Source organism: Neorhizobium sp. JUb45, assembly GCF_004343585.1.
Taxonomy (GTDB): domain Bacteria; phylum Pseudomonadota; class Alphaproteobacteria; order Rhizobiales; family Rhizobiaceae; genus Neorhizobium.
Window position 1 is genome coordinate 141,655 of the sequence record NZ_SLYW01000002.1, and the last position, 26,564, is coordinate 168,218.

General features: G+C 57.5%; 19 protein-coding genes, 1 tRNA gene and 1 pseudogene. 14 read left to right on the plus strand and 7 right to left on the minus strand.

Features of this window, described 5'->3' with window-relative positions:
- Window positions 1–2: 2 nt before the first annotated feature.
- Window positions 3–1,853, minus strand: a complete 1,851-nt coding sequence (locus EDF70_RS07275) for an AsmA-like C-terminal region-containing protein (RefSeq protein ID WP_132272705.1) — start codon at window positions 1,851–1,853, stop codon at window positions 3–5.
- 159 nt (window positions 1,854–2,012) lie between these two features.
- On the opposite strand from EDF70_RS07275, the gene EDF70_RS07280 reads away from it, so the two are divergent.
- A complete protein-coding gene (locus EDF70_RS07280) occupies window positions 2,013–3,968 on the plus strand; it encodes an acetoacetate--CoA ligase (RefSeq protein WP_132272706.1) in 1,956 nt (651 codons plus the stop codon).
- Between the two features lie 305 nt (window positions 3,969–4,273).
- Here EDF70_RS07280 and EDF70_RS07285 read toward each other — a convergent pair whose 3' ends face one another.
- Window positions 4,274–8,221 carry an ATP-binding protein gene (locus EDF70_RS07285; protein ID WP_132272707.1) on the minus strand — a complete coding sequence of 1,316 codons (3,948 nt, stop codon included), beginning with the start codon at window positions 8,219–8,221 and terminating at the stop codon, window positions 4,274–4,276.
- A gap of 231 nt (window positions 8,222–8,452) precedes the next feature.
- Between EDF70_RS07285 and EDF70_RS07290 the strand changes: the two genes are divergently transcribed.
- The 3 genes from EDF70_RS07290 to EDF70_RS07300 all read left to right on the plus strand — a co-directional run bounded on the left by EDF70_RS07290 (window position 8,453) and on the right by EDF70_RS07300 (window position 10,380).
- Entirely contained in the window at window positions 8,453–8,899 is a 447-nt protein-coding gene (locus EDF70_RS07290) for a phasin family protein (protein ID WP_132272708.1), read from the plus strand.
- Between the two features lie 125 nt (window positions 8,900–9,024).
- A tRNA-His gene (locus tag EDF70_RS07295) sits at window positions 9,025–9,101 on the plus strand.
- A 610-nt stretch (window positions 9,102–9,711) separates the two neighbouring features.
- A complete protein-coding gene (locus tag EDF70_RS07300) occupies window positions 9,712–10,380 on the plus strand; it encodes a helix-turn-helix transcriptional regulator (RefSeq protein WP_245519089.1) in 669 nt (222 codons plus the stop codon).
- A 27-nt stretch (window positions 10,381–10,407) separates the two neighbouring features.
- On the opposite strand, the gene EDF70_RS07305 is transcribed toward EDF70_RS07300, so the two are convergent.
- The gene (locus tag EDF70_RS07305; protein ID WP_132272710.1) at window positions 10,408–11,292 is read right to left on the minus strand and encodes a LysR family transcriptional regulator; all 885 of its coding nucleotides are present in this window, start codon (window positions 11,290–11,292) and stop codon (window positions 10,408–10,410) included.
- Window positions 11,293–11,411: 119 nt separating this feature from the next.
- On the opposite strand from EDF70_RS07305, the gene EDF70_RS07310 reads away from it, so the two are divergent.
- From EDF70_RS07310 to EDF70_RS07330, 5 genes are all read left to right on the plus strand, one after another.
- Complete coding sequence (locus tag EDF70_RS07310) at window positions 11,412–12,908, plus strand: CoA-acylating methylmalonate-semialdehyde dehydrogenase (protein ID WP_132272711.1); 1,497 nt, start codon at window positions 11,412–11,414, stop codon at window positions 12,906–12,908.
- Between the two features lie 214 nt (window positions 12,909–13,122).
- Complete coding sequence (locus tag EDF70_RS07315; protein ID WP_132272712.1) at window positions 13,123–14,196, plus strand: DUF898 family protein; 1,074 nt, start codon at window positions 13,123–13,125, stop codon at window positions 14,194–14,196.
- A complete protein-coding gene (locus EDF70_RS07320) occupies window positions 14,186–15,250 on the plus strand; it encodes a M48 family metallopeptidase (protein WP_132272713.1) in 1,065 nt (354 codons plus the stop codon). Before EDF70_RS07315 ends, EDF70_RS07320 begins: the two co-directional genes overlap by 11 nt.
- A gap of 507 nt (window positions 15,251–15,757) precedes the next feature.
- Window positions 15,758–16,237, plus strand: coding sequence for an iron-responsive transcriptional regulator RirA (rirA, locus tag EDF70_RS07325; protein WP_132272714.1), 480 nt, complete (start codon window positions 15,758–15,760; stop codon window positions 16,235–16,237).
- 834 nt (window positions 16,238–17,071) lie between these two features.
- A complete protein-coding gene (locus EDF70_RS07330) occupies window positions 17,072–17,731 on the plus strand; it encodes a TetR/AcrR family transcriptional regulator (protein WP_132272715.1) in 660 nt (219 codons plus the stop codon).
- 3 nt (window positions 17,732–17,734) lie between these two features.
- On the opposite strand, the gene EDF70_RS07335 is transcribed toward EDF70_RS07330, so the two are convergent.
- From EDF70_RS07335 to EDF70_RS07345, 3 genes are all read right to left on the minus strand, one after another.
- Window positions 17,735–18,982, minus strand: a complete 1,248-nt coding sequence (locus EDF70_RS07335) for an FAD-binding oxidoreductase (RefSeq protein ID WP_132272716.1) — start codon at window positions 18,980–18,982, stop codon at window positions 17,735–17,737.
- 97 nt (window positions 18,983–19,079) lie between these two features.
- Window positions 19,080–19,307: a hypothetical protein gene (locus EDF70_RS07340; RefSeq protein ID WP_132272717.1), complete on the minus strand. Its 228-nt coding sequence runs from the start codon at window positions 19,305–19,307 to the stop codon at window positions 19,080–19,082.
- 107 nt (window positions 19,308–19,414) lie between these two features.
- A complete protein-coding gene (locus EDF70_RS07345; protein ID WP_132272718.1) occupies window positions 19,415–20,089 on the minus strand; it encodes a TetR/AcrR family transcriptional regulator in 675 nt (224 codons plus the stop codon).
- A gap of 123 nt (window positions 20,090–20,212) precedes the next feature.
- On the opposite strand from EDF70_RS07345, the gene EDF70_RS07350 reads away from it, so the two are divergent.
- Entirely contained in the window at window positions 20,213–20,446 is a 234-nt protein-coding gene (locus EDF70_RS07350) for a tautomerase family protein (RefSeq protein ID WP_132272719.1), read from the plus strand.
- Window positions 20,447–20,499: 53 nt separating this feature from the next.
- Here EDF70_RS07350 and EDF70_RS07355 read toward each other — a convergent pair whose 3' ends face one another.
- Entirely contained in the window at window positions 20,500–21,750 is a 1,251-nt protein-coding gene (locus EDF70_RS07355; RefSeq protein WP_132272720.1) for a D-amino acid dehydrogenase, read from the minus strand.
- A gap of 246 nt (window positions 21,751–21,996) precedes the next feature.
- Between EDF70_RS07355 and EDF70_RS07360 the strand changes: the two genes are divergently transcribed.
- From EDF70_RS07360 to EDF70_RS07375, 4 genes and pseudogenes are all read left to right on the plus strand, one after another.
- Window positions 21,997–22,458: an Lrp/AsnC family transcriptional regulator gene (locus EDF70_RS07360; protein ID WP_132272721.1), complete on the plus strand. Its 462-nt coding sequence runs from the start codon at window positions 21,997–21,999 to the stop codon at window positions 22,456–22,458.
- Between the two features lie 177 nt (window positions 22,459–22,635).
- Window positions 22,636–24,800: pseudogene (tssI, locus tag EDF70_RS07365) on the plus strand (type VI secretion system tip protein TssI/VgrG).
- Between the two features lie 12 nt (window positions 24,801–24,812).
- Window positions 24,813–25,544, plus strand: coding sequence for a hypothetical protein (locus EDF70_RS07370; RefSeq protein ID WP_132272722.1), 732 nt, complete (start codon window positions 24,813–24,815; stop codon window positions 25,542–25,544).
- Entirely contained in the window at window positions 25,541–26,521 is a 981-nt protein-coding gene (locus EDF70_RS07375; RefSeq protein WP_132272723.1) for a hypothetical protein, read from the plus strand. The genes EDF70_RS07370 and EDF70_RS07375 overlap by 4 nt, the downstream gene beginning before the upstream one ends.
- Window positions 26,522–26,564: the final 43 nt, after the last annotated feature.

Here is a 26,564-nt window from a genome sequence, read left to right on the forward strand (position 1 = left end):
GTTTATGGTTGCGGCGGCTTGGCCATTGGCCAGAACACCGGTGTCGGCCATGCGCCACCGATGAACATCATCAGCGGGTCGTTGGAAGGCGTGCCGTCCGTCTCGGCATAGATATTGGCGGAAAGCGCCAGCCCCTGCGTTTCCAGCGGCACCAGCCCGCTCAGCACGATCAGGTCACTCGGCCCATCCAGCCTTGCTTCGCCAAGCTCGGCAACGCCATCGGCGATGGTTGCCGAGATATCCATGCGATCGAAGAGGATATCGCCGTCGCTGACATCCTTCAGGGCAAAATAGGCGGACTGCCCGGCCAGCTGGCGAATGGCGGCAAGGTCGATGCCGTTCAGGCGGCCGTTGCGTGCCGAAAGGCGCAGCGAGCCGGAAAGATCGCTCATCGTCGCCAGACCAAGCGGTTTGGCAAGATGCAGGGCCAGTTCGGCGGAACCGTTCGCCTCGGGAACGATCGCCTCGACGCCGAAGCGGCGTGATACGCTAGCAAGGTCGACATCCCGCAGCGACAGCCTGAGATCGGCGCTATCGGTCAGCCGGCCTTCCGGGGCGCTGATCTGGCCGGTCAACCGTCCGCCATCGATTGAACTGTCGACCAGATCAACGCGTGCCATCTGGTGTGTGTTGATCAGGCTGACGGCGGCATTGCGTAGCGGCAGCGGCCCCAGTTGCGCCTCCGTCGCGGACAGGCGCAGGTCGAGATCGAGAAGGTCGCCGAGAAGGGCGGCCGGCGTCACATCATCCTGGCCGGCAGTCTGCGGCTGTGGTGACAGAGCTGCGATGATCGCGGAAAAATTCAGCTTGTCGAAGGCGAGCGTGCCGGTCAGGCGTGGTCTTGCGCCATCGGATGCCACCAGATCCATGATGCCGGTGGCCGATGCCTCATTGGCCTGCAGCGACACCTGTTCGAAACGCAGGGCATTGCCGGCCGTCATCATCTGGCCCTTGAGCGACAGCTGGTTCAGCCGGTCGAGGCCGGTAACGTGGATGTCGAGCCAGTTGAGAATGTCCGGCACGCGCGGCATGTTGATGCTGAACGATCCGGCCAGAAATGCGTAAGTCGCCAGATTGGCAGTGCCGCTGAACTGGCCCGAAAACAGGTCGGAGCTGAGCGAAAGGTCGGCATCGGCATTGCGGCCGGCCAGAAGCGTCAGCGGTTTTGCCGAGGAGAAGGAGAGCGTAAAAGTCTTGTCTCTCAGCGTTCCGGTGAGGCGCGAAGAGATCGCCGAGGAAAGCTGCGGCCATTCCACCGTTCCGTTGACCGCTGTCAGGCTGGTTTTGTGTTGACCATTGGCATCACTGATCTCGACCGAGCCGTCCTCGATCGTCACCTCGCCGATGGCGGCATCGAGATCCTTGCCGATCGCTGTATTGCCGGCATTGCTGCGAACCTTCTTGACCGCATCATTGAGCAAACCGTCCATTGACCAGTCGATGTCACCGGATGCCGTGCGCAAGGCGAAAAGCTTTGGGCGTACAAGGTCGAAATCCTCGAAGACCAGATTGCCGCGTAGCGCCTGAAACAGCTCGAACGATGCCGAGAGATTATCGACATGGGCAATCAGGCGAGAGGCTGGATCTTCCGTCTCGCGAATGGAAACATCCTTCAGGATGATGTGCGGATGCGGCCAGAAATGCAGCTCCGGAGCACCTTCAATGGTTGCCTCATGCCCGAACCATTGTTCGACGGCCTCTTCCATGCCGTTGCGCACCAGCGATGTGGAAATCAGATACGGGGCCGCAACCTGCGAAACCAGCCCGAGCGCGATTGCGCCGACGGCCACGACCATGGCCGATCGCCGGTAGCGTTTTCTGGTCTTGAGCGAATGGATCAGCGACTGCAACATGCTTTCCTCGAAGCGCCCATGGCTTCGCAATCTCGGGGCCTCGGCAATGTGTGGCTTTCGTTAGCGGAAATCCAGCGGCCATGCAAATAGGCCGGATGCCGCGCCTTTTCCGCCAAATGGCTTATGTTAGACTGGTGTGGGAGTGGGAGGACTTCATTCATGCCGCAATCGCAAAAACCGTTATGGGTGCCGGCACCCGACGCGCTCTGCGCGTCGCCGCTCGCCCGCTTCATGCACTGGTGCGAAAAACGATACGACCGGCAGTTCGACGGGCCGGATGCGTTTCATGCCTGGTCGGTTGCCGAGCGGGCGGATTTCTGGTCGGCGGTCTGGGATTTTTGCGGCGTGTGGGGTGAAAGGCCAGGACCGGTTCTGGTCGATGATGGCCACATGACCGAAGCGCGTTTCTTTCCCGAAGCGACCCTCAACTTCGCACAAAACCTGCTGTCGCGACGTGGTGCCGAGGATGCGCTGATCTTTCGCGGCGAGGACAAGGTCTTTGCCCGCTGGTCATGGGATGAGCTTGCCGCTTCGGTCTCGCGCCTGCAGCAGGCGTTTCGTGCATCGGGCATCGGCAAGGGTGATCGTATTGCCGCCATGATGCCGAACATGCCGGAAACGGTGGCCCTGATGCTCGCGGCCGCATCGCTCGGCGCCATCTGGTCGTCATGCTCGCCGGATTTTGGCGTGCAGGGCGTGCTCGACCGGTTTGGCCAGATCGAGCCCAAACTGTTCATCACCTGCGACGGCTACTGGTATAACGGCAAGCGGCAGGATGTTTCGGAGAAGGTGAGGGCTGTCGGCGCAGAGCTTGGTGTGCCGGTTCTGGTCGTGCCTTATGCGGGCGAAGCCGAAACCCTTTCCGCGTCACTGGCCGATGGCCGCACGCTTGCCGCCTTCATCGCTCCTTTCGAGGCGGGTGAGCCGCAGTTCGAGCCGCTACCATTTTCGCATCCGCTCTATATCCTGTTTTCATCCGGCACGACCGGTGTTCCGAAATGCATCGTCCATTCCGCCGGCGGCACTTTGTTGCAGCACCTGAAGGAACAGCAGTTGCATTGCGGCGTGATGCCTGGCGAAAGGCTGTTCTATTTCACCACCTGCGGCTGGATGATGTGGAACTGGCTGGTCTCCGGCCTCGCATCGGGTGCAACGCTGTGCCTTTACGACGGCTCGCCCTTCGCGCCGGATGGCAATGTCCTGTTCGATTTTGCGCAGGAAGAGCGGTTTTCGCTGTTCGGCACTTCGGCCAAATATATCGATGCGGTGCGCAAGGCAGGTCTGGTGCCGAGAGAGACGCATGATCTGACGCAACTGCGGATGCTCACCTCGACGGGTTCACCGCTATCGCCGGAAGGGTTTTCCTTCGTTTACGACGGCATCAAACCGGATGTGCATCTCGCCTCGATTTCCGGCGGCACCGATATCGTCTCCTGCTTCGTGCTCGGCCATCCGCTGAAACCGGTCTGGCGCGGCGAGATACAGGGGCCGGGCCTCGGCCTTGCCGTCGATGTCTTTGACGAGGCCGGAAATTCTGTGCGCGGCGAAAAGGGCGAGCTGGTCTGCACCCAAGCGTTTCCCTCGATGCCGGTGATGTTCTGGAACGATCCCGACGGCGCCAAATATCACGCCGCCTATTTCGAGCGTTTCGACAATATCTGGTGCCACGGCGATTTTGCCGAATGGACGGATCACGGCGGGCTGATCATCCATGGGCGCTCGGATGCCACGCTCAATCCCGGCGGCGTGCGCATCGGTACGGCGGAAATCTACAATCAGGTCGAGAAGATGGAGGAGATCGCCGAGGCCCTGTGTATCGGTCAGGACTGGGAAGACGATGTTCGAGTCGTGCTGTTCGTGCGTCTGGCATCCGGCGCTGCTCTGGACGAGGCGCTGCAATCCAGAATCAGGTCCACCATCAGGGCAGGGGCGTCACCGCGGCATGTGCCGGCAAGGATCATTGCCGTCGCAGACATTCCCCGTACCAAGTCCGGCAAGATCGTCGAACTCGCAGTGCGCGAGATCGTGCATGGGCGGACGGTGAAAAATCGGGAGGCACTCGCCAATCCCGAAGCACTCACCCTTTTCTCAAATCTGACTGAATTACGCTCATGATTTCCCAACCTGTGCCGGATTGGCGCGGGTCGCTGCAACCATACACTTTTCGTTGTCTCTTTGCGGGAGTTACGTGATTCTTTATCGTAAATTGTGCCTTTTACCTGGCGGAAAACGGGAAAATTTACCGGTCGTTAAGACCTGTTGGTGCAAAGTTAACACTGAACGGAAAAGCGGAATGTCGCCTGGTTTCGGCGCTCACTTTCACCGTCTGACACCTTTTTCCCGTCGTTGGGATCGCAGCATCAACTTATAAAAAGGCAGCTTCGGCTGCCTTCTTTTTTGCCCGCATTCCAGCGTTGCAATCAGTTGGCCAGAACACGCGGTGAGGGGAAGGTGATCTCCACCAGTGTTCCTTCGTTGGGCGTCGACGAGATGGCGAAGGATGCGCGGTTGGCATCCACCATCGCCTTGGTCAGCGGCAGTCCCAGCCCGGTGCCGTCGCCGCGCTTGCGGGCAGCCCCTGTCACCTGCCGGAAAGGCTTCATCGCCAGTTCCAGTTCCGAGCGCGTCATGCCGATCCCGGTATCGCGGATGCGCAGGATGACGTTGCCATTCGCCTCGAAAGCGCTGGACACCACGATCTGCCCGCCCGACGGGGTGAACCGGATGGCATTGGACAGGAGGTTGAGAACGATCTGCTTGATCGAACGCAGATCCGCCACCACCTGCGGCACAGCCTGAGAGAGCGCGGTGCGAATGATCACCAGTTGGCCGTTGGCCTGTGGCTGGATGATCGACACGGCTTCCGACACGGTCTCGTTCAGGCCAACCGCCTCGAATTCGAGATCCATCTCGCCCGCCTCGATCTTGGAAATATCCAGGAGGTCGTTGACGATATCGAGCACATGGCGGCCGGAGCGGCCGATATCATTGGCATATTCCACATAGCGCGGATGGCCGATCGGGCCAAAACGTTCGGTCGCCATCATGTCGGCAAAACCGATGATCGCGTTCAGCGGCGTGCGGATCTCATGGCTGACATGGGCGAGAAAATCGCTCTTGTGCGCATTGGCTGTTTCGGCGGCGCGCTTGGCGTTGCGCAGTTCTTCCTCGGTCCGCTTCCAGGCGGTGATGTCGCGGATGACGGCGCAATAACCGTTCGACGAGGTTAACCGGCCGATCGTCATGAACAGCGGCAGGAAACCACCACCGGCTTCACGGCCGATCACCTCACGCCCGTCATTCAGAACGCTGGCAACGCCATGGCCGGACAGGCCACCGAGATAATCGATGACCGAGCGCTGGCTTTCATGGGCAAACAGCATCACGAAAGGCCGGCCGGCGGTCTCGTCATTGTCATAGTTGAACAGCGCACTGGCAGCCCGGTTCATCGAGCGCACATCGCCTTCCGAGCCGATGATGACGACGCCGTCCGTCGCGGTTTCGAGGATCGAGCGCAGCTCGTCCACTTCCACCTTGAGGCCTGAGACTTCCGCGGCAATGGCGGCTGCGTCTTCGTCCACGACGGTTTCGGCAGCAGTCTGCACGGCCGCAGGCACGGGTTCTGCGACCACCGCGACCGGCATCAGTGCGAGCATCAGCGCGGTCGATTGTTCCCAGCGGATCGATTGCAGGCGGGCGCTGACCGGAACCAGCGTATCGTCGGCGCGCACCACCACCATGCCACCGGCCTCGGCGGTCTTGGCTTCGAGTTCGTCGCGCTGCAAAAGCACGTCGAGACCGCCAAGTTCATCAAGCTGATCAAGGGATTCGTAGCCGGTCAGGCGCAGGAATTCGGGATTGGCATGGAACAGCCGGTCGCCGGCATGAACGATCAACGCCACCGGCATCTGGTCGAGAATTTCCGCACTCAGACCAAGCCGTGCGCGCACCGGAATGATGTCGGCATAGGTCGCCGGCTCCTCGGCTTCCGGTTCCTGCTCGTCCTCGTCATCTTCCTCAATCTGGGCATCGACCCGGTCGGTTTCATCGGCATCGGTTTCCGCCTGATCGAGCAATGGCAGCGCTTCGGAAGCCACGTCTTCATCGCCGTCTTCCGCCGCGTCGCTGCTCCCGTCAAGGTTCGCGTCGCTGTCGTCCGGCTGCTCGGCTGCGTCAACAGTCTCTTCTGCCGCCGTTTCGTCCTGCCCGGCTGCGGCCTCGATGAGGTCGCTCGGGGCGTTTTCATTGGCGTGAGGCGCGAGGATGGAATTGTCGTCCTCCACCTCTTCCCGATCCGTCAGTGGCTCGAGGCGGCGGGCGATCTCGATAAACGCTGCCTGCTCGCCGGGCGTCAGCCCATCCTTGCGCGAACGGCGTTCCTCGAACTGGATGACCTTGTCGGAATGGCGACGCGACGGTGTTTCGACGACGCGAAGCGCGGGCCGCTCTTCTTCCGGGGCGGCAGGCGCATCCATCTCGGAAGTGTCTTCTTCCGGCGCGATGTCATCGGCATCTTCCGCCTCGGCGGGGTCGGCATAAGCATCGTCGGCTGCCGTAGCTGTGTCGCTATCGTCAACAACGTCCGCTGAAGCCGGGATGTCGTCGTCACTCGTTTCCGGCAGCAGGGCGATGCTGTCGTCCGACCCATGAACGGCTGTGTCATCGCTCTCGGCAGTGGCGTCTTCAGCCGAGGTTTCCGTCTCAGCGGCGGCCGGTGTCGGCACCAGTGTCACACCGATTGCCAGCGGGTCTTCCGCCACATCGGCAACGCGCACGATCCCGAAACCGCGAAAACCGTCGAATTCGCGTGAACGCGTATAGGTGGGCAGGGCGGCGAGGTCGACCGGCACTTTCAGGGTCGTGCCTTCGATCGGCCACCAGATGGTCTTGCCGGACCACGTATCGCGCTTGCGCAAAAGCTCTGCGATCTTGCCGTCCGGATCGAAGTTGAACAGCGCTGCGAGATCGGAAAAGGCAAGGCCGTTGATATCGGCGGCATGTGGGCCGACGACGCGGGCAAACTCGCTGGACACTTCGCTGAACCGGCCTTCGGAATCGATCTTCCAGACAAAACGCGTGGCGCGCATATCGGGCGAAAACACGAAAGGCTCTGCATTATCGGAAATTCTGGAGGTGCCGAACATCTGTGCCGGCGTCTCATTCGGTTCATCCACGGTGACGGCCACGGTTTCCGTCACTGCCGTATCGGCCAGATCTTCTTCTTCGGCTGCGACCGGAGCATCGTCCGCCAAAACCTCTTCTACCGGCAGATCTTCGTCCGCTTCCAATTCGGTCTCGTCTACCTCATCCATGTCCTCGGCGTCATCGGAAGCCACGGCTTCGTCGCCATCCTGGGCCTCGGGTTCGGTGCCAAAGCTGTCGAGCAGCGCCTGCCTCACCTCGGACATGGCCTGTTCGGTCTGCGTCGTTTCGTTGGCGGGCCGGCTGGAGGGCTCGAATTCAGCCTCCTCGGTCGGCTCGTCATCCACTTCGGAAATGTCTGCCAGCGCATCGAGCGTATCCGCATAAGCATCGGCGGCGGGCGTGGTTTCGGCAGGAGTTTCCACGGCCGGCACTTCCGGCTCTGAAATTTCGGCCGGCTCGATGATTTCGGCAATTGCCGGAGCGGTATCGACGACTGCTGTCACGTCTTCGTTCCCGATCGTCTCTCGCCTGATTTCCATCGGAATGACGTCGGAGGAATCCTCGTCCGGTTCGACGATGAACAGAAGATGCATGGCCGGCATGTCGGAAACCCGGCCCATCGCCGCCGGCAGGTAGCCGATCCTGGTCGGGACAGGGCGTTTTACCAGGCCTTCATTATGCACGGCGGCCATATTCACCAGCATGCGCGCGGTATGCGGCGTCAGATCGAGCGAGGCGAAACGCGGCGAGGCGGCCAGGATCGCGCCATTCTGGTCCAGCACGGCGCGGTGCGTATCGGTGTCGTCAAAACCTTCGATCATGCGCGCCGCGCATTGGGCGACAGACATCGTCTCGTCGGCAGTCGGTGCGGCAATCATGATGGCGCGGTCGTGGCCGATCGTCATCAGTTCGCATGTGGCCTGCACGGCGGTGCGCTGAAAACCGTTGGTGACGCGCATTATAAAGGAGCGGCTGTCGCCGTCATTCTTCAATCCACGCGCAGCCGCGTCCGCCTGCCGGAAGGACACGTCGATCGGGGCGGTGCCATGGTCGAGAAAATCATAGATGGATTCGTGGCCGAAAAGCTCGGCGCCGCGTCCGTTCGCCCAGAGCGCATGTTTCATGTCGGGCGAAAAAATGACGATCGCCTCGCCGCCGGAAAGGCGCGCACGGATGCGCGGATGCACGGCGATGTCTATAAATGGATACTGTACAGCGGACATGAACGAACCCTGGGAGCACCTTCGCCAGATACGCGACGAAGTGCCAAGTTAACATATTGTTAGTAACTTCACAGGGGGCTCGGGTCCACCTTCGCCGCCTTCCTATCGGGCAAGAGGGTTAACGCCGGAAGGTGCGGCGCACAAATATGTTGCATTGCACAATTAGATGTTTTAAATATACAGATGAGGAGCCGGCATCCCCTGCCGGGTTTATGTCGAGGAGGACATAACATGGCTTATAAAGCCGATGATTTCTTTGGATTTTCCACATTCGATCCGAGCCGTATGGCGCAAGGGTTCCGCGAGGCTGCGGAGAAGGGCGCCGAACAGTCCCGCGAAGCCTATTCGCGCATGCGCGAAGTGACGACGGACGCGACGAAAACTGTGGAAGACACATTTCAGTCTGCCCAGTCAGGCTCATTCGAGCTGGGCATGAAGGTGGCGGACACGATGCGCAGCAGCGCCGATCTTTCCATCGCCCATATGGAAGCGATGATGGGCGTGCGCTCGGTGTCCGAACTGTTCGAACTGCAGTCCAGTTTCATGCGCAAGCAGGCGGAGTTGACTGCGCAGCATATGCGCGGCATGCAAGAGACGACCCGCAAGGTGGCCGAGCAGGTGACGAAACCCGGACGCGCTGCGGCCGAACGTGCCATGGCCGGCTTCAAGGCGGCCTGATCCGTTTGCGAAGGATAAAGACTGCACATTGTCATGTGGTCTTTCTCATCTGGATGACTGTTAGGGGCTTGCAAAACGAGTTTGATCCTCGTATGTGAGCCGCAGACGCCCAAAACGTCTCATGTGCGGTTGTAGCTCAGTTGGTTAGAGCGCAGGTTTGTGGCACCTGAGGTCGGTGGTTCGACCCCACTCAACCGTACCATTCTCTTCTCCCCGTCAGTCTTTATGTCACTGCGACTGTCGGGGAGAAGAGAAGTCTCTTCTCTCCAGTTTCATTTTTGTTGTTTTGCGTTGCTGTGATCGTCATGGCGACGGGTATTGGCACGTCTGCCAGTCTGTTTGCGGCGCGTATATTCGCCAAGTCACCATCAGAGATGGTTCTTCGATCCGTGTCGTTGCGGTAACGGATAGCGTGCGCAAGGTCGACAACGCCAGCCTTCGACAATTGGGATCGAATTTTCCGTCTGCAGTTGATGTATATATCAAGTTTAGATTCCGCCTTTGTTTGGGGCGAAACTGTGGCAATTGCGGACTTGCTAGGCTCGTAAAATCACTATTCTGGCCGTTGTTTCGAGGTTTTACCGTAAAAAAAATCTAACCATTTTGGGACCGCGATGTGCCGTTTCGGGAATTTGGCAGCCGCCGGTTGCTATTTTCCCGTCTGCGTCGCAAAAATGCGAGAAAACTAAATAAGCAGTTGCGTTTTAAAGGAATTTCTCCTTGTGCGGGAAGAAATATTCGGCTCGTATGTCCTCAGTTTTTAGCTGGGTACTACAACTTATCTTATGCCTAAAGAGACACCTTTTTCAGTAGTGAGTCGTAAGCTTCTTGATGCATGGCTCGCATCTGACCCAAATCGTCCTGCCGATGCTATCGATATCTATCGTGGTGTGGTGGATCTTCTTTCGGTGCGTATGCGCCTCACTCTGATCCGGGTCGATGAAGGCGATCCGTGGCAATGGCGCATGCGGGCAATCCGCACCTATGGCTTTGCGTCACGCCTGCTGGATATGTCCAAGCTTCTTCCCGATGGGCCATTGGGGGACGTGTCCGACCGCCAGTTCATGGAACACGCGGTCGTGCCGCGTATGCAGGAAGTGATCCAGACGCAGCAGCCGGTCATCGAGGTGGTCAAGACACGCGTCATGGGCCTCAGTGTCGGTTACGATCGAATCATGCTGGCACAGAAGAACACTGCTGGGCCGGAATGGGTGATCACCTGCACCATGGGACGTTTCATGTTCGTGGCACCGCAAAAACATGCGGAACTCGACCTGACGGACGAATCGATCGTGCAGTTGCTGGTGGAGGGCGCCACCGCCAAGGAAATCGCTGCCCAGATCAATGTGTCGCCGCGAACGGTCGAGCACCGTCTCGAGCGCATGAAGGATCGCATGGGGGCACGCAATCTTGTGCAGCTCACTGCCATGCTGATGGCGCATCGGCTCGGCCATGGCGCCTACGAACATCACGGTGAATAAAGAGATGTCTTGCCGCCGCGGAAGGTTTCAATCTCCGGCGGCAAGCTTCAGTGCTGTGACGATTTCCTGCAGGAAGGCAATGACGGTGCGCATGCGCGGCAGATCGCGCATGCTTTCGTGATATGTCGTCCAGTACGAGCGGCGCAGGCCGATTTCCGGCAAAAGCCGCTCCAGTTCGCTATCCTGTCTGGCAATATAATCATGCAGGATGGCGATGCCGGCACCGGCGCGCACGGCCTGTACCTGTCCGATCGCGCTCGATACTTCAAAACCCGCATCCCAGTTGCGCATCACCTCGCCGGTAAAGTTCAGCGATGGGGAGAAGATCAGGTCCTCGACATAACCGATACGCGCATGGCCGCGCAGGTCTTCCACCGTTTGCGGCCGGCCCCGCTTTTGCAGATAGTCGCGTGAAGCATAAAGGCCGAGCGTGTAATCCGTCAGCTTGGCCGAGATCAGCCGCCCCTGCTGCGGCCGTTCTATTGTAATGGCGATGTCCGCCTCGCGCTGTGACAGCGAAAACGAGCGCGGCACCGGCACCAGCTGCAGTTTCAGCTGCGGGTGCCGTTCCGTCAGTTCGCCCAGGCGCGGCGCCAGCACGGCAACACCCAGACCATCCGGCGCACCGATCCGCACCGTGCCGGCAATCGCCGCATCGCCCGATCCTGTTGCCGCCTGCATGGCCAGCATTTCCGCTTCCATGCGCTCGGCTGATGCATAAAGCGCCTGGCCTTGCGGCGTCAGTTCGCATCCCGTCGTGCGGCGGATCAGCAACTGCGTCTTCATGTCGGCTTCCAGCGCGGTGAGGCGTCGCCCCAACGTCGCGTGATTGATGCCCAGTCGCCGCGAGGCGCTGAGGATCTGCCCGGTTCGCGCCACTGACAGAAACAGCCGGACATCATCCCAGTTCATCGCAGCACCCCGCATGTGATTGCCGATGTCGAAATTTGCACAACGGATGCGTAAACTACGGCGTTGCCCTGTGCAAATGTGAATGTCATCCTGCCGGCAACTGAATGGAGGACTTTTCAATGAACACACTCGGACATTTCATCGGCGGCAGCCACGTGGCCGGCACAAGCGGTCGCACGGCCGACGTCTTTAATCCGGCAACCGGCGAGGTTCAGGCCAAGGTGGCGCTGGCAAGCGTTGCGGAAATCCGTGCGGCGGTGGAAAATGCCAAGGCGGCGCAGCCGAAATGGGCAGCCACCAACCCGCAGCGCCGCGCCCGCGTGTTCATGAAATTCGTCGATCTCCTCAACCAGAACATGGATGAGCTGGCGGTGATGCTATCGAAGGAGCATGGCAAGACGGTTGAAGACTCCAAGGGCGATATCGTCCGCGGCCTGGAAGTCTGCGAATTCGTCATCGGCATTCCGCATCTCTCCAAGGGTGAGTTCACCGAAGGTGCGGGTCCCGCCATCGACATGTATTCGATCCGCCAGCCGGTCGGCATCGGCGCCGGTATCACGCCGTTCAATTTTCCGGGCATGATCCCCATGTGGATGTTTGCGCCGGCGATCGCCTGCGGCAACGCCTTCATCCTGAAGCCATCGGAACGTGACCCGTCGCTGCCGCTGCGTCTGGCAGAATTGATGATCGAGGCGGGTCTGCCTGCCGGCATTCTCAATGTCATCAATGGTGACAAGGAAGCCGTCGATGCGCTTCTGACCGATCCGGATATCGGCGCCATCTCCTTCGTCGGCTCCACCCCGATCGCCCGTTATGTCTATGGCACGGCGGCGATGAACGGCAAGCGCGCCCAGTGCTTCGGTGGCGCCAAGAACCACATGATCATCATGCCCGACGCCGATCTCGATCAGGCCGTCAACGCGCTTATGGGCGCAGGCTACGGTTCGGCAGGCGAGCGCTGCATGGCGGTGTCGGTTGCCGTTCCGGTCGGCGAGGAAACCGCCAATCGCCTCGTCGAAAAGCTGATCCCCAAGATCGAGTCCCTGCGCATCGGCCCCTATACGGATGACAAGGCCGACATGGGTCCGGTCGTCACCAAGGCTGCGCAGGAGCGCATCAACGGCCTGATCGACCGTGGTGTCGAAGAGGGAGCCGAGCTTCTCGTTGATGGTCGCGGTTTCAAGCTGCAGGGTTATGAGGACGGCTATTTCGTCGGCGGTTCGCTGTTCGACCACGTCACGCCGGATATGGATATCTACAAGCAGGAAATCTTTGGTCCGGTCCTGTCGGTCGTGCGCGCCAAAAATTACGAGGAAGCGATCGACCTGCCGATGAAGCACGAATATGGCAATGGCGTCGCCATCTACACCCGTGACGGCGATGCGGCGCGCGACTTTGCCTCCCGCATCAATATCGGCATGATCGGCATCAACGTACCGATCCCGGTGCCGCTCGCCTATCATTCCTTTGGTGGCTGGAAAGCATCCTCCTTTGGTGATCTCAACCAGCACGGCACGGACTCGATCAAGTTCTGGACCAAGACCAAGACGATCACCGCCCGCTGGCCTTCGGGCATCAAGGATGGTGCGGAATTCGTCATGCCGGTCATGAAGTAAGTCGCTAAAATAAAAGTCAAAGCAGCATTTTAGGAGAGGGCGGCGTAAGTCGCCCTTGTTCGTTTTTGGCGTGTTTTCAGCGACTTGGAAGTGGAGGGTAAAACTCCCCTTTCTCTATTATGTGATTGAAATTGATTTTTATTGCGCTATTTGCCGCAGCCGATCAATGGGATCTGCCGCTTTTTGCGGCAATTGAAGGATTGGGGAAATATACATGTCCTTTTCAGACTTGGCGCCGAAGGCGTCCGGCACGCTTGAGCGTGCATCTTTCAGCGGAAATGCGCGGGAATACTTCGGAATCTGGATCGTCAACGTTCTTTTGACAATCGTGACGCTCGGCATTTACTCGGCTTGGGCAAAGGTCCGCCGCAACCGTTACTTTTACGGAAACACCGTCATCGCAGACCGTGCATTCGAATACCACGCCACCGGCAAGCAGATTTTCATCGGCCGCCTGATCGTCGTCGGTTTCTTCATCGTCACCAACATTCTGACGACCATTTTCCCGCCCTTCGGCCTGATCGTGTTTTTCGTCATTCTTGTTGCGCTGCCTTGGCTGATCCAGCGCAGCCTGCGTTTTAGCGCTCGCGTCACCAGCTATCGCAATGTTCGCTTCAATTTCATCGGCTCGGTTGGTGGCGCGTTCGTTTCGGTCCTGCTCGGCAGCATGGTTGCATCGATCTCCTTCGGCATTCTCGCGCCGCTCGCAAGCCGCTGGGTCTGGCGTTATGTCTTCAACAACCTGCATTACGGTGACCGTCCGTTCGCGACCGATCCCAAGATCAAGTCTCTTTACGGCGTCTGGATCCTTCCGGCTGCGCTGATCGTTGTCGGCACGGTTCTCATTGCGGGTATCGGCTTCGCAGCTGCATCGGCTGCATCCGCAATGAGCGATACCGAAATGCTCGACAGCATGTCCGGCTTCAGCCCGGTACATTTCGCCGTCCTGTTCGTCTTCGTCGCCTACGGTCTTGCCGGCCTGCTGTACCGTATCGGTGTGCGCAATGTCGTCTTCTCCGCCACCACGCTCGATGGCAAGCATCAGCTGGTCAGCGATGCGCCGCGTTTCCAGTATGCCTGGATCGCCATTTCCAACGTCATCGTCACCATCCTCACGCTCAGCCTGATGCGCCCCTGGGCTGCCGTGCGAATGGCCCGCTTCATGGCCATTCACACCGGCGTCATTGTTGTCGGCGATCTGGGTGAGGTATTGTCGTCCATGGAGATGACCGGCTCTGCTGTCAGCGCCGAATATCTCGACCTGGAAGGATTTGACTTTGGTTTCTGACGGCACTCTGATCGCGCGCGGCGAATGGCACCCCGCTCATTCCAGCCGCGCGGTCGCCGCGGAACTTCGTGAACAGGAAGCCCAGCTGGTCGCCGTCTCCGACGGCGCCACGCTGGCCTCCGGCCTTCGCGAGCAGATTGACATCAGCCCGCGGGTCGGTTCGATCCCGCGGCGCCTGACATTTATAGATGGCTCGGTGTTCGAAACCCGTGACAATGATGCCATCGATGCCTTTGTCGGCCGTCATGGCGGCAAGCGCAGCGGTTTCGTCCATCGCCTCGAGCAGTTTCATCCGCGTCTGATCGCCTTCACCCTTGCCGTCATTCTCTTGGCCGTCGGCATCTATCGGTTTGCCCTGCCGGTGATGGTCGAGGTGGCGGTGCTGGTAACGCCTCCCGTCGTTCCGCAGATGATCGGCGCAAGCACGCTCGCCTCGCTCGACAAGACATTGCTGAGCCCAACCGAATTGTCGCAGGAGGAGCAAAGTTCTATCCGTGCCGAATTCGCACCGCTGGCCAGGAATGCCAGAGGCGGCGAACCCGCTTACAAACTGCTGTTCCGCAATGCCCGGCTGATGGGGCCGAATGCCTTTGCGCTGCCGGACGGCACGCTGGTCCTGACCGATGATCTCGTGCAACTCGCCAAGGGCGATCGCCAGATGGTTCTCGGCGTGCTGGGGCATGAGATTGCCCATGTCGAAGGCGATCACAGTCTGCGGCAGATCTACCGGGTTGCCGGTTTTGCGGCGCTGGTCATGCTGATCGCCGGTGACGTCGGCTCCGGCGTCGAGGATATTCTCGCGCAGGGCGGCACGCTTGTGGCGCTCTCCTATTCGCGTGGTGCGGAAGAGGCGGCGGATCGTCGTTCCGTGGAGCTGATGAAGGCTGCCGGTTATCATGCGGATGCGCTGGCGCGTTTCTTCGCCATTCTGGAGGAAAAGATCGGCGACCGTGGTGAAACAAGCATGCTCTCCACCCATCCCGGCACCCCGGCGCGGCAGAAATATATCCGCGATTATGCACAACAACTTGAAGGTGCCGTTAAGGATCCGTGACGATGTCCGGCTTTGACACATTGACCTTCCTGTCAGCCGGACTAATTTAGCGCTCCAGTACAGAGTTGGGGGGGGGGTGCGCGTCATGGTTTATGAGTGGGATGCCAAGCGTGCGCGTCGGGCGCAGATTGGCAAGGTCGGCCTCGCATTGATCGTGGCTTGCGGTCTGGTGGCAATCGGCAGCTGGTTTTTCTCCGCATATTGAGCCGTAAATAAAGGTCATCCGAAGTTTGGACGTCGCAGTTCCACAAGGCCTTGACCGGCCTTTGGAGCATTGCGTCGAACGCCTGCGTTCAAAAGACGCGACATCCATGCCTTGTGGAGCAGGGGGCAAACGCATATAAGAAAAAACTGGAGTACGGCGGTCACCATAATCTGGCGCTGCCGATCCGGCGTCGTGAAAACGCGGACACATTTGTGTAAACACGGCGGTGAAAATTGTATTTTGGAATTGTTCAAAACTAGCAAAGCCCCTATATAGGACTTCAAGAGTCTCTGGAGACGAAGATGCGCCTGACGAAACAGACCAATTATGCCGTTCGCATGCTGATGTATTGCGCCGCGAACGAAGGCCATTTGAGCCGTATTCCCGAGATCGCCAGAGCCTATGGCGTGTCCGAGCTTTTCCTGTTCAAGATCCTGCAGCCGCTGACCAAGGCCGGTCTGGTCGAGACCGTCCGCGGTCGCAACGGCGGCGTCAAGCTTGGCCGTGCTGCCGACAAGATCACGCTGTTTGACGTCGTACGGGTCACGGAAGACAGTTTTGCCATGGCGGAATGCTTCGAGGACGGCGTTGCCGAATGTCCTCTGGTCGACAGCTGTGGCCTCAACTCGGCGCTGCGCAAGGCACTCAACGCATTTTTTGATGTGTTGGCCGAATACACGATCGACGATCTCGTCAAGGCGCGCCCGCAGATCAACTTCCTGCTCGGCCTCGACGAATTCCCGCCGGCCAGCATGCCTGAGTTGCGCGCTCCCGCCGCCTGACCCGATCTGGCAACAGCAGGGTAACACAATCGAATTCCTGAAAGCCGCGGATCAGTCCGCGGCTTTTTTCGTTTGTTCCGTCAGCTTCTGTAACAGCGATTCGCGATATTGCCGGGTGGTGTTGAGGCACCGTCAGGGGATTTTTACCGCCCAATGGTGGCGACATTTACCTGTTTGCGCGTGATGCGGGTCTTTTTATGGTAAATATAATGTTAATCGATGTATATTTTACAGTTGTCATTGAACCGTTCCAATCATTGAAGTACATATTACTCATAAAGTAAGTGAGTGGTTCCTATAGGGTAAGGGGTGTTTGCAATTTGATGTTGTAGTTATCTTGTTGGGTCTGTCTTGTCTGACAGATTACATGCCGGGCTAATGATTTGTCTGGCGTTGATTTGCAGGCCATCGAATATGACTGTCTTTGTACGTTTACAAAGAATTGGCGTTCGCTCCTGCCCAACTCTCTAAATGACCAGGCCAAGTTTTTCGCGAGGCCCTTGCTGTTAACGGTTTCAGATAATCTGTCGGTTTGATGAAACTATTTTGATTTCCCTTTCGTCTGTTGTGAAAGGGTATCGGAATTGGCGCGGTGAAGTCCGACGCTTGGTTCCGGTGTATCCAGATCGGGTTTTGCTGGCTGGCAATGCTTGGTGGCGAATGCGGTTCGAGCGGTCCCTCCCGCACGGGGCGAAATAAAATCGAGGGAGAGGTGATCCGTTTGTGGGGCACTTCCGTACAGTAGTCAGGTTTTAAGAATGCGTATCCGGGCTTATTGCGTCTGATGCTGAAATGACGCCCGGGGCTACGTCGAATAACGGTTTGAGGAATATTATGCCAGGTCTCGGTCATGACAGTGGAAGTTCATCGTCGCTCCGTCGCGTTCCCAAACAGGGAAGAAGCCGTGATCGTATTGACGAAATCCTGAAAGTTTCAATGCATCTCATCGGTGAAAAGGGCATTGATGCCGTCACGATGAAGGAAATTGCCGCTCTTTCCGGTGGTCCGATCGCGTCGGTCTATCAATATTTCCCGAATAAATCGGCGATCATCGCGATGCTTTATGATCGCTATGTCGACCAGACCCGTCTGATCGTCAGCAAGACGATCACCAGCATCTCCTCTGCGGCTGATGCGCTGGACGCGACCGACACGATGTTCGACGTCTACTACAATAACCTGCGCCAGAATCCATCGACACAGGATCTGCTGAACGCCATCCAGGCAGACAAGGCGCTTGCCGACCGCGATATCGATGAAACCCGCTATCAGGCGGACAGCTTCTACGATGCCACGGAGCAGTTCATTCCAGAGCAGATGCGTGATGCGTATCGCCGCACGCTGTTTCTGATGTTCCACATGGCTTCCGCAACCCTGCGTCTGGCGCTGATGGTTCCGGAAAAGGAAGGCGAAGTTATCGTCGCCCAGTTCAAGGCGATCACCCGCGCTCAGGCCACCTATTATTTCGAAGGCAAGTTCCCAACTTCGATCTGATATTCACGCCCGGAAGCGTTCGGGCCTGTAAGCCGAGATATCGATGACCGGTTTTTCGCCGGTCATCGTTTCCGCCAGAATGCGCCCCGTTACCGGCCCCAGCGTCAAACCATGATGCGCATGACCGAAGGCGAACCACAGGCCGCGATGGCGCGGCGCCTTGCCGATCACCGGCATCATGTCCGGCGTGCAGGGGCGGGCGCCCATCCATGGCTCAGCGTCGAGCCTTTCCCCCAATGGAAATACGTTTCGGGCAATCGCTTCGGCGCGGGCCAGTTGTACCGGTGTTTTTGGCGCGTCGCGCAATGCGAACTCTGCGCCGGTCGTCAGGCGGATACCCTGGTTCATCGGGGCGAGCAGATAACCGCGCTCGGCATCCATCAGCCAGTTGTTGAGCTTTGCCCCGTCCCTTGCGCCATAATGCATGTGATAACCGCGCTTGACGCCGACCAGATAGCGGTAGCCGAGCGGCGCGGTCACGGTGTCGGACCAGGGGCCGAGTGCAACCACCACCTCCTCGCCCTGGACAGGGCCGTCCTCGGTCGTCACCTTCCAGCCATTGGCAACCGGCGTCAGCGTCGTCGCATCTCCATGCACGAACCGTCCGCCCAGCTTTTCGAACAGCGCCACATAGGCCTGTGTCAGCGCCAGCGGATCGAGAACCGACCACGGATCGCGCCAGATCAGGCCACCGGCAAAATCATCGCTCAGATGCGGTTCTCGGCTGGCAAGTGCTGCCTTGTCGAGCGCCTCGAAGGCAAGTCCGTATTCGGATTGTTTGGCGCGAGCCGACGCCAGTTCCTTATCCAGTGCGGCGGGCGAGCGAAACACTTCCATCCAGCCATCCTTGCGGATCAGATGGGATGCATTCGCCGCCTCGATCAGGTCCGCATGTTCGCTGATCGAATGTTCGATCAACGGGGCATAGGCCTTGGTGATCAGCGTGTGGCGATCGACATTGGAATGCCACCAGTAACGCAACAGGAAGGGCGCCACCCTGGGCATGGCGCGGGCGTGATAAAAGGCATCGACGCGATTGTTGAGCGCATAACGCATGAGGGTGCGAAACTCCTGCGGAAAGCCATAGGGGGCGACGCCCTCACGCTGGATCAGACCGGCATTGCCATAGGAGGTTTCGCAGCCGGGATCACGACGATCGACCAGCACCACGGATTTGCCGCGCCGGGCGAGATGAATGGCCGTCGAAACGCCGATGATACCGGCTCCGAGTACGATGACGTCCGCTGTCATGATGAACCTGCCTGAAGGAAATGCGATGCGATATCGAGGCGCATCTTATCGGCATGGCGACCTTCGGCAACCGGTCAATTTTCCCGGCATATCCGTGTCATGTCCCCGTCGCTGCGGTTTCCGGATCGATCATCGGCTCGAGCATGGACTTGAGTTCCTGTGCGTCACGGATGCCGAACAGGAACCAGTTGATCAACTGGTCCGCCACCGCCTTTTCCGCTTCACTGCCGGGCGGGATCTCTCGCTCGCGACAGATTTCGGTCAGCACCGCGTGCAGGAACGACAGGTCCTTGCTGTCGATGATATCGTTTGACGCAAACGGCATGCAGCACTTCCGATCCTCTGGTTTTGCGGGCATCTCTTTCACGTCTTACCCGCAGCCTTTGACAGCTTCACGGTCAGGCAACGCGCCTTTTCGCAGAGGGTTCCACGTCAGTCGCCATCGTGGGGAATGGACGCTGAGGTCAAGTAGCTCAGGATCATGTCTGCCGCCATCGTGCGATGGCGCTCATAAATGTCCGGTTGCGAGAGATCGCAATGAAACAGCGTACCAAACGTGTGGCGGTTGGAAGCCCGGAAAAAACAGAGCGCACTGATCATCAGGTGCAGGTCGAGAGATGAAATCTGACGACAGAAGACACCCTGCGCATAACCACGACAGAGAATATCGTCGAGCACGCGGATGACCGATATGTTGAGATCGCTCAGCTCCGCAGAACGCCGCATATGCATGGCGTTGTTGATGTTTTCACTGCTGACGATGCGGATGAAATCCGGGTTCTGCTCATCGTGGTCGAAGGTGCTGTAAATCAGCGTCCTCAGGGCTTCCGCCGGCGGCATGATGGCAAGCTGGAGGTCGTCTTCGCGAGAACGGGTGCGCCGATATGCCTTTTCCAGAACTGCGAGATACAGCCCTTCCTTGCCGCCGAAATAATAATAGATCATCCGCTTGGAGGTTTTGGTCTTTTCGGCGATCGCATCAACGCGTGCGCCGGCCAGTCCGTATTCGCCGAACTCGGCGGTGGCCACGACGAGGATGTCGTCTTTCGTTTTCTGCCTGTCGTTCTTTCGTGGTCGGCCGGCCGCCGGTGCTGCCGTCTTTTCCATATGCTTCTGCCTTGCCTTCGCTGCGGGCTCAAAAATCCAAATTGCCACTGTCCAGCAATGTTGTAATTCACCCATATCCCGGCATCAATGAAAACGGCCCGGAAACGACATAAAGGAAAAGCCATGCCACATGTGATCGTGAAAATGTTTGCCGGCAAGACGGAAGAGCAGAAGCAGGCGCTGACGGCGGAAATCGCCAAGGCGCTGATGACGGCCATCGGTTCGACGGAAAAATCCATCTCCGTGGCGATCGAGGATGTTGCGCCGGAAGACTGGACGGAAAAGGTCTATGTGCCGGAGATCGCCGGCAAGCCGGACCTGATCTACAAAAAGCCGGGCTACGATCCCTTCGCCTGAGCGGGAAGGGCAGAAGCGGCGGCATCGAAGCGCCGCCGCGTCGGTCAAAAAAATCAGGCGTAACGGCTGACGGACAGGTCGCTCGCATCGATTTCCGGTGCGCGGCCGCTGACGAGGTCGGCAATCACCCGCGCCGAACCGGTGCTCATGGTCCAGCCCAGCGTGCCATGGCCGGTGTTGAGATAGAGGCCCTTGATGTGGGTGCCACCGATGATCGGCGTGCCATCCGGCGTCATCGGGCGAAGGCCCGACCAGAATTCGCCCTTGCCGGCTTCGCCGCCCGGAAACAGGTCCATGACCGAATGTTCCAGCGTGCGGCGGCGGGCAAGGCCGAGATCATTGGTATAACCGGAAATCTCCGCCATACCGCCGACACGGATACGGGCGCCCAGACGCGTGATGGCGATCTTGTAGGTCTCGTCCATCACGGTGGATTCAGGCGCGCGCGTCGCATCGGTGATCGGGATGGTCAGCGAGTAACCCTTGACCGGATAGACCGGCAGGTTGATGCCGAAGGATTTGACCAGAAGCGGCGAATAGCTGCCGAGCGCCACGACCACGGCATCCGACCTGATATCGCCCTTGTCGGTATGAACGCCCGAGACGGCACCGCCGGAAATATCGACGGCCTTGATAGTGTGGCCCCAGAGGAATTTCACGCCCAGCGCCTCGGCCTTGGCCGCCAGCGCATTGGTGAACTTGAAGCAGTCGCCGGTCTCGTCCTTCGGCGTCAGAAGACCGCCGACAATCTTGTGGCGCACATGCGAAAGGGCAGGCTCGACGCGCACGCAGCCATCACGGTCCAGCACTTCATACGGCACGCCATCGGCCGCCAGCGCCTTCACGTCCTTGGCCGAAGCATCCAGCTGATCCTGCGTGCGAAAAAGCTGCAGCGTGCCCTGCATGCGCGCGTCATAGGCAATGCCGGTCTCTTCCCGCACATCCGCCAGCGTGATACGGGCGTAATCGGCCAGCCGCAGCATGCGGCTCTTGTTGATGGCGTACCGATCCGAGGTGCAGTTCATCAGCATTTTCAGCATCCACGACAGCATCGCCGCATCCATTTTCGGACGCAGGATGAGCGGTGCATGTTTCATGAACAGCCACTTCATCGCCTTCTGCGGAATGCCGGGGGCAGCCCAGGGCGAGCAATACCCGAACGACACTTCGCCGGCATTGGCAAAGCTGGTTTCCAGCGCCGGACCCGGCTGGCGGTCGATGACGGTGACCTCGTGGCCGGCCTTGGCAAGCTGGTAGGCGGATGTGACGCCGATGACGCCGGCGCCGAGAATGGAGACTTTCATTCTGTCCTCAGTGGTTCATGCCGGAAAGGCCACTATACTGCGAAACACAGCTTTGGCCGAGTCCGCCTTGCGGCAGCAGCCACGCCTGAAAACGCTTGAGGCCAGTCTGCAGCACCCGTTCCCGTCATTATTGACTTATGACTCAAGCTTATTGAAACGATCACGCAATATCCCATCGTTTATTGCTTGATCATTGCATCAATTGATGTTTTTCGGGATGATCTTCGAACTTATGGAATAATCCGCATGTCCGCCATCGATGCCATAGACCGCGACATCATCCGCCTGCTGCGGCTGAACGCCCGCATGAGCAATGCCAGGATCGCCACGGAGGTCGGGCTGTCGCCATCCGCCTGCCTGCGCCGCATCGGGCTTCTCGAAAAGGCGGGGGTGATCAAGGGCTATACGGCGCTGATCGAAAGCGCCGGAAGCAACACGATCGCTGTCATCATCAACATCACGCTGGAGCGCCAGACCGAGGATCATCTGAACCGCTTCGAGGCGGCGATCCGCAAATATCCGGAAATCCGCGAATGTTTTCTGATGACCGGCGATTCTGACTATCTCTTGAGGGTGGAGGTGGAGAGCGCGCTGGAATTCGAGCGCATCCACAAGGAGATCCTCTCGGCGCTGCCGGGCGTGCTGCGCATTCATTCCAGTTTTTCGATCAGAAACGTGCTGGCGACGCGGCCGAAGGGACGGCGATAGACCGGTTTCATGCCGATTTTCTAAAATTCCCGTAAAAACACCCTATATTTGAATAGCGCCCATTCTGGGTTGATTTGGCCCCTTGGCGCCATATTTTTCCCCGCAAAAGCAAGCATTCAATTTTTCGCTGCCGGCAATCCGGCGGGCGTTTTACTTTAGCATTTGCCGGGGCACCTTATGGACAATGCATCTTCCGCCGCCGATTTCATCCAGGCGAGCCGTATCCTGAAGATCAACTCGCCGCTGGGAGAAGATCAGCTTCTCGCCGAGCGCGTCACGATCGAGGAAGGTATTTCCTCGCTGTTCGAAATCCGTCTCGTCGCCCGCACCAAGAAGGAGCAGATCAAGCCGGAAGAGCTTATCGGCCGTCTGCTCGATGTCTCGGTCGAGGTGCAGCAGGGGGACGGCGAGGATGTTCCGGCCATCCGCCGCCCGTTCAACGGTCTCGTTACCGAACTCAACGAAGGTCCGCCGATCACCCGCGGTCTGCGGTCCTATGTCATGGTGCTGCGTCCGCAGATGTGGCTGCTGGCCCGCCGTTCCGATTGCCGCATCTGGATGGACAAGACGTCGATCGAGATCGCCGAAATCCTGTTTTCCGAACACGGCATCCCGGCACCGGATACATCTGGCGTAATTACATCTCCGCCAAAACAGCATTATTCGGTCCAGTTCAACGAGCGAGATTTTGACTATCTCTGCCGTCGTTTTGAAGAAGACGGCCTGTTCTACTGGTTCAGCCACGAAGACGGCAAACACAAGCTGCATGTGGCCGATACGGCCAATGGCTGGCTCGGCCCGTCAGCCTCGGCGCAGGGTGAAAAGAGAGTGCGCCTGGCGCAAGGCTCGTCCGACCGCAACCACATCAATGAATGGGCGCGTCGTTTCTCCTACGTGCCGGGCCAGCGCGCCGGCGCCGACTGGAATTTCGAGACCCCCCGCATGGTGCCGGGCACGATGACACCATCTCTGGTGCAGATGCCGGATGCGACCAAACGCGAGCTTTACGAATACCCGGCCCGCATCTCCTCCGTTGCCGAAGCCGAGCGTGCGCAAAAACTGCGGTCTCAAGCGTCGGAAGCCGACCATGACCGCGTTTTCGGTGCTTCTACCAGCCGCATCATCGAAACTGGCCGCCGTTTTACACCTTACGAAGTCGCGCATCCCGACAATGTCTACGATGAACACGTCATCATCCGCTCGATCCAGACGGTGGTAGACCGCTCCTACGAAACCAACAGCAACGAACCGGAATACCGCAACGAGTTCGAAGCCGTACCCTCCCGCGTACCGATGACGCCGCATAGGGAAACCAAGCGTCCGCGCATCGAGGGTACGCAGGTGGCGATCGTCGCTGGGCCGGAGGGCGAAGAGATCCACCCGGACCAGTACGGCCGCATCAAGGTCTGGTTCCCCTGGGACCGCAAGGCCAAGAAGGACGGATCGGACACCTGCTGGGTGCGCGTGGCGCAGAACTGGGCCGGCTCAACCTGGGGCGGGCAGGTTATCCCGCGTATCGGCATGGAAGTGATGATTGCTTATGTCGACGGCGATCCGGATCGGCCGCTGGTGACGGGTGTGGTTCCGAATGCGATGCAGAAGGTTCCGTATGACCTGCCGGCGAACAAGACGAAGAGCCGTTTCGGACCAACACGCATAAGGGGCGCGGTTTTAACGAATTAAGTTTTGAAGATAATGTGGGTCGCGAGGAGATATTTGTTCAGGCCGAGCGGGATTACAATGTTGGCGTAAAGAATAACTTTGTTCAGTACACAAACGCAAATCATCACCAACAAATAGGTATGAACGAAAGTCGGGTTGTTTTAGGTTGGGCTGATTTTTATTATAATCAAAACCTAACAATATCAACAGGAAGAAATTTAGTGCAGATGATCGGCGAAAGTGATGCCGTCATGTCTATTATGAGTTCAAATTTCGTAGATAGATTTAATTTCGGTCTTCCTTTTGACGGAATGTCGAAAAATACAGATTTTTCAAATGTTCATAATCAAGGTTCTTTGATAACTATAGTGTCAGGAGATGTGGCAACTTCAGTTGAGAAGAATTATACACTAGATGTGTCTGGGAACTCGCAGCAAAATTATGACAACGGTCTCTCGATCAATACCGCTAAGGACTATTCTCTTTCTGTAACTTTGAACCACATAGTCAAGGTGGGGCAGCGGGTCGTGTTTGGTGTGGGGGATGCGTTTTCAATAAAATGCGGAAAATCGGAGTTTACCATGAACAAGGATGGGCAGATAACCATTCGAGGAGAGAATGTGCTTGTCGAAGGAGCTCAAAGCATCAAGCAAAAATCAAAACGTATCGATATCAATTGAGGGAGGAGTAATATGAAAATATCTAATTTTTTTACTTTCGTATTTTTGAATTTTTGCTTTGCCTTTTCAGTAAGCGCTCAGACTTCAACGCCTATGCCGGAGAGTGTCGAGCGTCGGCTGCCTCAAGCTTGTGCAGTTGATGTCGTTAATCTGATTGATGCAATTTGCCATAATAAAGGTACAGTTAATACTGTCGCTATAAATTTCCCTGGCGTTTGCAAGCAGTACAACATTACTAGTGAAATAACCAAGAAATTAAGCGAATGCAAAGGCGATAATGTTTTCTTTGAGATGTGGAAATTTAAATTTGATATAAGTAACGATTTTAAAGAGAAGTTCGTGGATTACGTTGAAGAAATCCGTCTAAATGAGAAGCAAAGCGACTCTGACGTTTCTTTGACGTCTGCCTCTGAAGCTTTTAGGCTTTTGGTGTGGGCATGTGGTCTGGATGCGAAATGTCATCGCTCTGTTTTCGATTCGCTGTCAGCCGAAGCTAAGAATGCGTTTCAGAGAACTCCGTATTTTTGCGATTATGCACCGGAAATCACGTCATTTGATGACAGTTCCTACCGCACGTTATTTTTTCAGGCCGAGTATCCTGATGGAATCGCCCAGCCAATGTGTCGCGCATATTACTGCAAGTATAAAGTGTGCAGTGAAAAAGAAACATCTGATGGCGTTTTTATATTGAGTGATGTTTTTCGCGTCCAATACGACCTTCTATATAAGGCTATTCAGCCATGACTGATAACGCGTTCAGGCAGATTCTCGCTAAGACTCACCAAGATGGCAAGCCGCAACTAACTATGCCGGGAGCCAATCTTGGTGATGGTACCGACGCGATTGAATCAACGACATATAACCATGAGCCCTATAACAATAATCTTTTGTCTTGGGGAACTAAACTTTTACATGCTGCCTACATTGTCGTAGACGATATTCTTCCTGCAGGTGAATTTAAAAGATATTCAAAATTTGTTCGGATCCACAGGTCTGAATATCACGGAATTTTAATTAGGTTTACTGGGATGAAGACAAGTCTTTATTCAATAGAGGATCTTGCTCCTTCTCCAAAAGTTGCTCGCGACGGAAACTTGCTCAAGGATGGAAGTCTTACAAAAGAAAGAGGCGCAGGAATGGCCTCTATGAAAGCCGGAGAGAGTGATGTTGGCAGTGCGGGACGAGATGCCATTGATCTGGTGAATAAATCCAGCGGAGGGATTCCGATCCAGATCGACAGTGTGTACCAAATTGACCTCTTGCCTCTCCACTCGAATAGATCATGCTTAGTTACAGATAACAAAGTGTTGGAGTTCAACTTCAATAACGGCGCTCGAGCTGAGCGCGCGTTTCCGGGCGAATTCGGCAGAAATCTATATGTCGCCTTTGACGTAATTAACAAAGCTCCTCTTCCCCAGATCATTCGGTTTGATGTTCAGGTCTTGATGATGGTCGGTGGGTCTAGCCATGGAGAACCTATAAAGCCGTCAGTCGAAAAGGCTGGCGGTATCGGATATCCGGCGTGGAGGCGGCCGGAGGATACAGCTGCTGGCGGTGGAGCGCCGACGAACCTTATTCCATCGGATGCTTCTGGAGATACGAGGGTGCCTGTTGGTCGAGTGTCGTCGGCTCGCCCGAATGGCCTCAGCGGTACAATTCCCATTGGTATGGAAACAAACGCTCTCGACGTCATAAGCGAGAACACTGCGCACACTAAGTAAAGTTGTCTTTTCAGGACAACGTCTCGCTCTTAGAGAGAGGATC

Coding starts and splice junctions, on each gene's coding strand:
- EDF70_RS07305 (WP_132272710.1), bottom strand. CDS start 11,292: ATGAACTGGGATGATGTCCGGCTGTTTCTGTCAGTGGCGCGAACCGGG.
- EDF70_RS07330 (WP_132272715.1), top strand. CDS start 17,072: ATGCCAGGTCTCGGTCATGACAGTGGAAGTTCATCGTCGCTCCGTCGC.
- EDF70_RS07355 (WP_132272720.1), bottom strand. CDS start 21,750: ATGAAAGTCTCCATTCTCGGCGCCGGCGTCATCGGCGTCACATCCGCC.
- EDF70_RS07350 (WP_132272719.1), top strand. CDS start 20,213: ATGCCACATGTGATCGTGAAAATGTTTGCCGGCAAGACGGAAGAGCAG.
- EDF70_RS07310 (WP_132272711.1), top strand. CDS start 11,412: ATGAACACACTCGGACATTTCATCGGCGGCAGCCACGTGGCCGGCACA.
- EDF70_RS07335 (WP_132272716.1), bottom strand. CDS start 18,982: ATGACAGCGGACGTCATCGTACTCGGAGCCGGTATCATCGGCGTTTCG.
- EDF70_RS07275 (WP_132272705.1), bottom strand. CDS start 1,853: ATGTTGCAGTCGCTGATCCATTCGCTCAAGACCAGAAAACGCTACCGG.
- rirA (WP_132272714.1), top strand. CDS start 15,758: ATGCGCCTGACGAAACAGACCAATTATGCCGTTCGCATGCTGATGTAT.
- EDF70_RS07315 (WP_132272712.1), top strand. CDS start 13,123: ATGTCCTTTTCAGACTTGGCGCCGAAGGCGTCCGGCACGCTTGAGCGT.
- EDF70_RS07345 (WP_132272718.1), bottom strand. CDS start 20,089: ATGGAAAAGACGGCAGCACCGGCGGCCGGCCGACCACGAAAGAACGAC.
- EDF70_RS07360 (WP_132272721.1), top strand. CDS start 21,997: ATGTCCGCCATCGATGCCATAGACCGCGACATCATCCGCCTGCTGCGG.
- EDF70_RS07280 (WP_132272706.1), top strand. CDS start 2,013: ATGCCGCAATCGCAAAAACCGTTATGGGTGCCGGCACCCGACGCGCTC.
- EDF70_RS07375 (WP_132272723.1), top strand. CDS start 25,541: ATGACTGATAACGCGTTCAGGCAGATTCTCGCTAAGACTCACCAAGAT.
- EDF70_RS07340 (WP_132272717.1), bottom strand. CDS start 19,307: ATGCCGTTTGCGTCAAACGATATCATCGACAGCAAGGACCTGTCGTTC.
- EDF70_RS07370 (WP_132272722.1), top strand. CDS start 24,813: ATGAAAATATCTAATTTTTTTACTTTCGTATTTTTGAATTTTTGCTTT.
- EDF70_RS07290 (WP_132272708.1), top strand. CDS start 8,453: ATGGCTTATAAAGCCGATGATTTCTTTGGATTTTCCACATTCGATCCG.
- EDF70_RS07285 (WP_132272707.1), bottom strand. CDS start 8,221: ATGTCCGCTGTACAGTATCCATTTATAGACATCGCCGTGCATCCGCGC.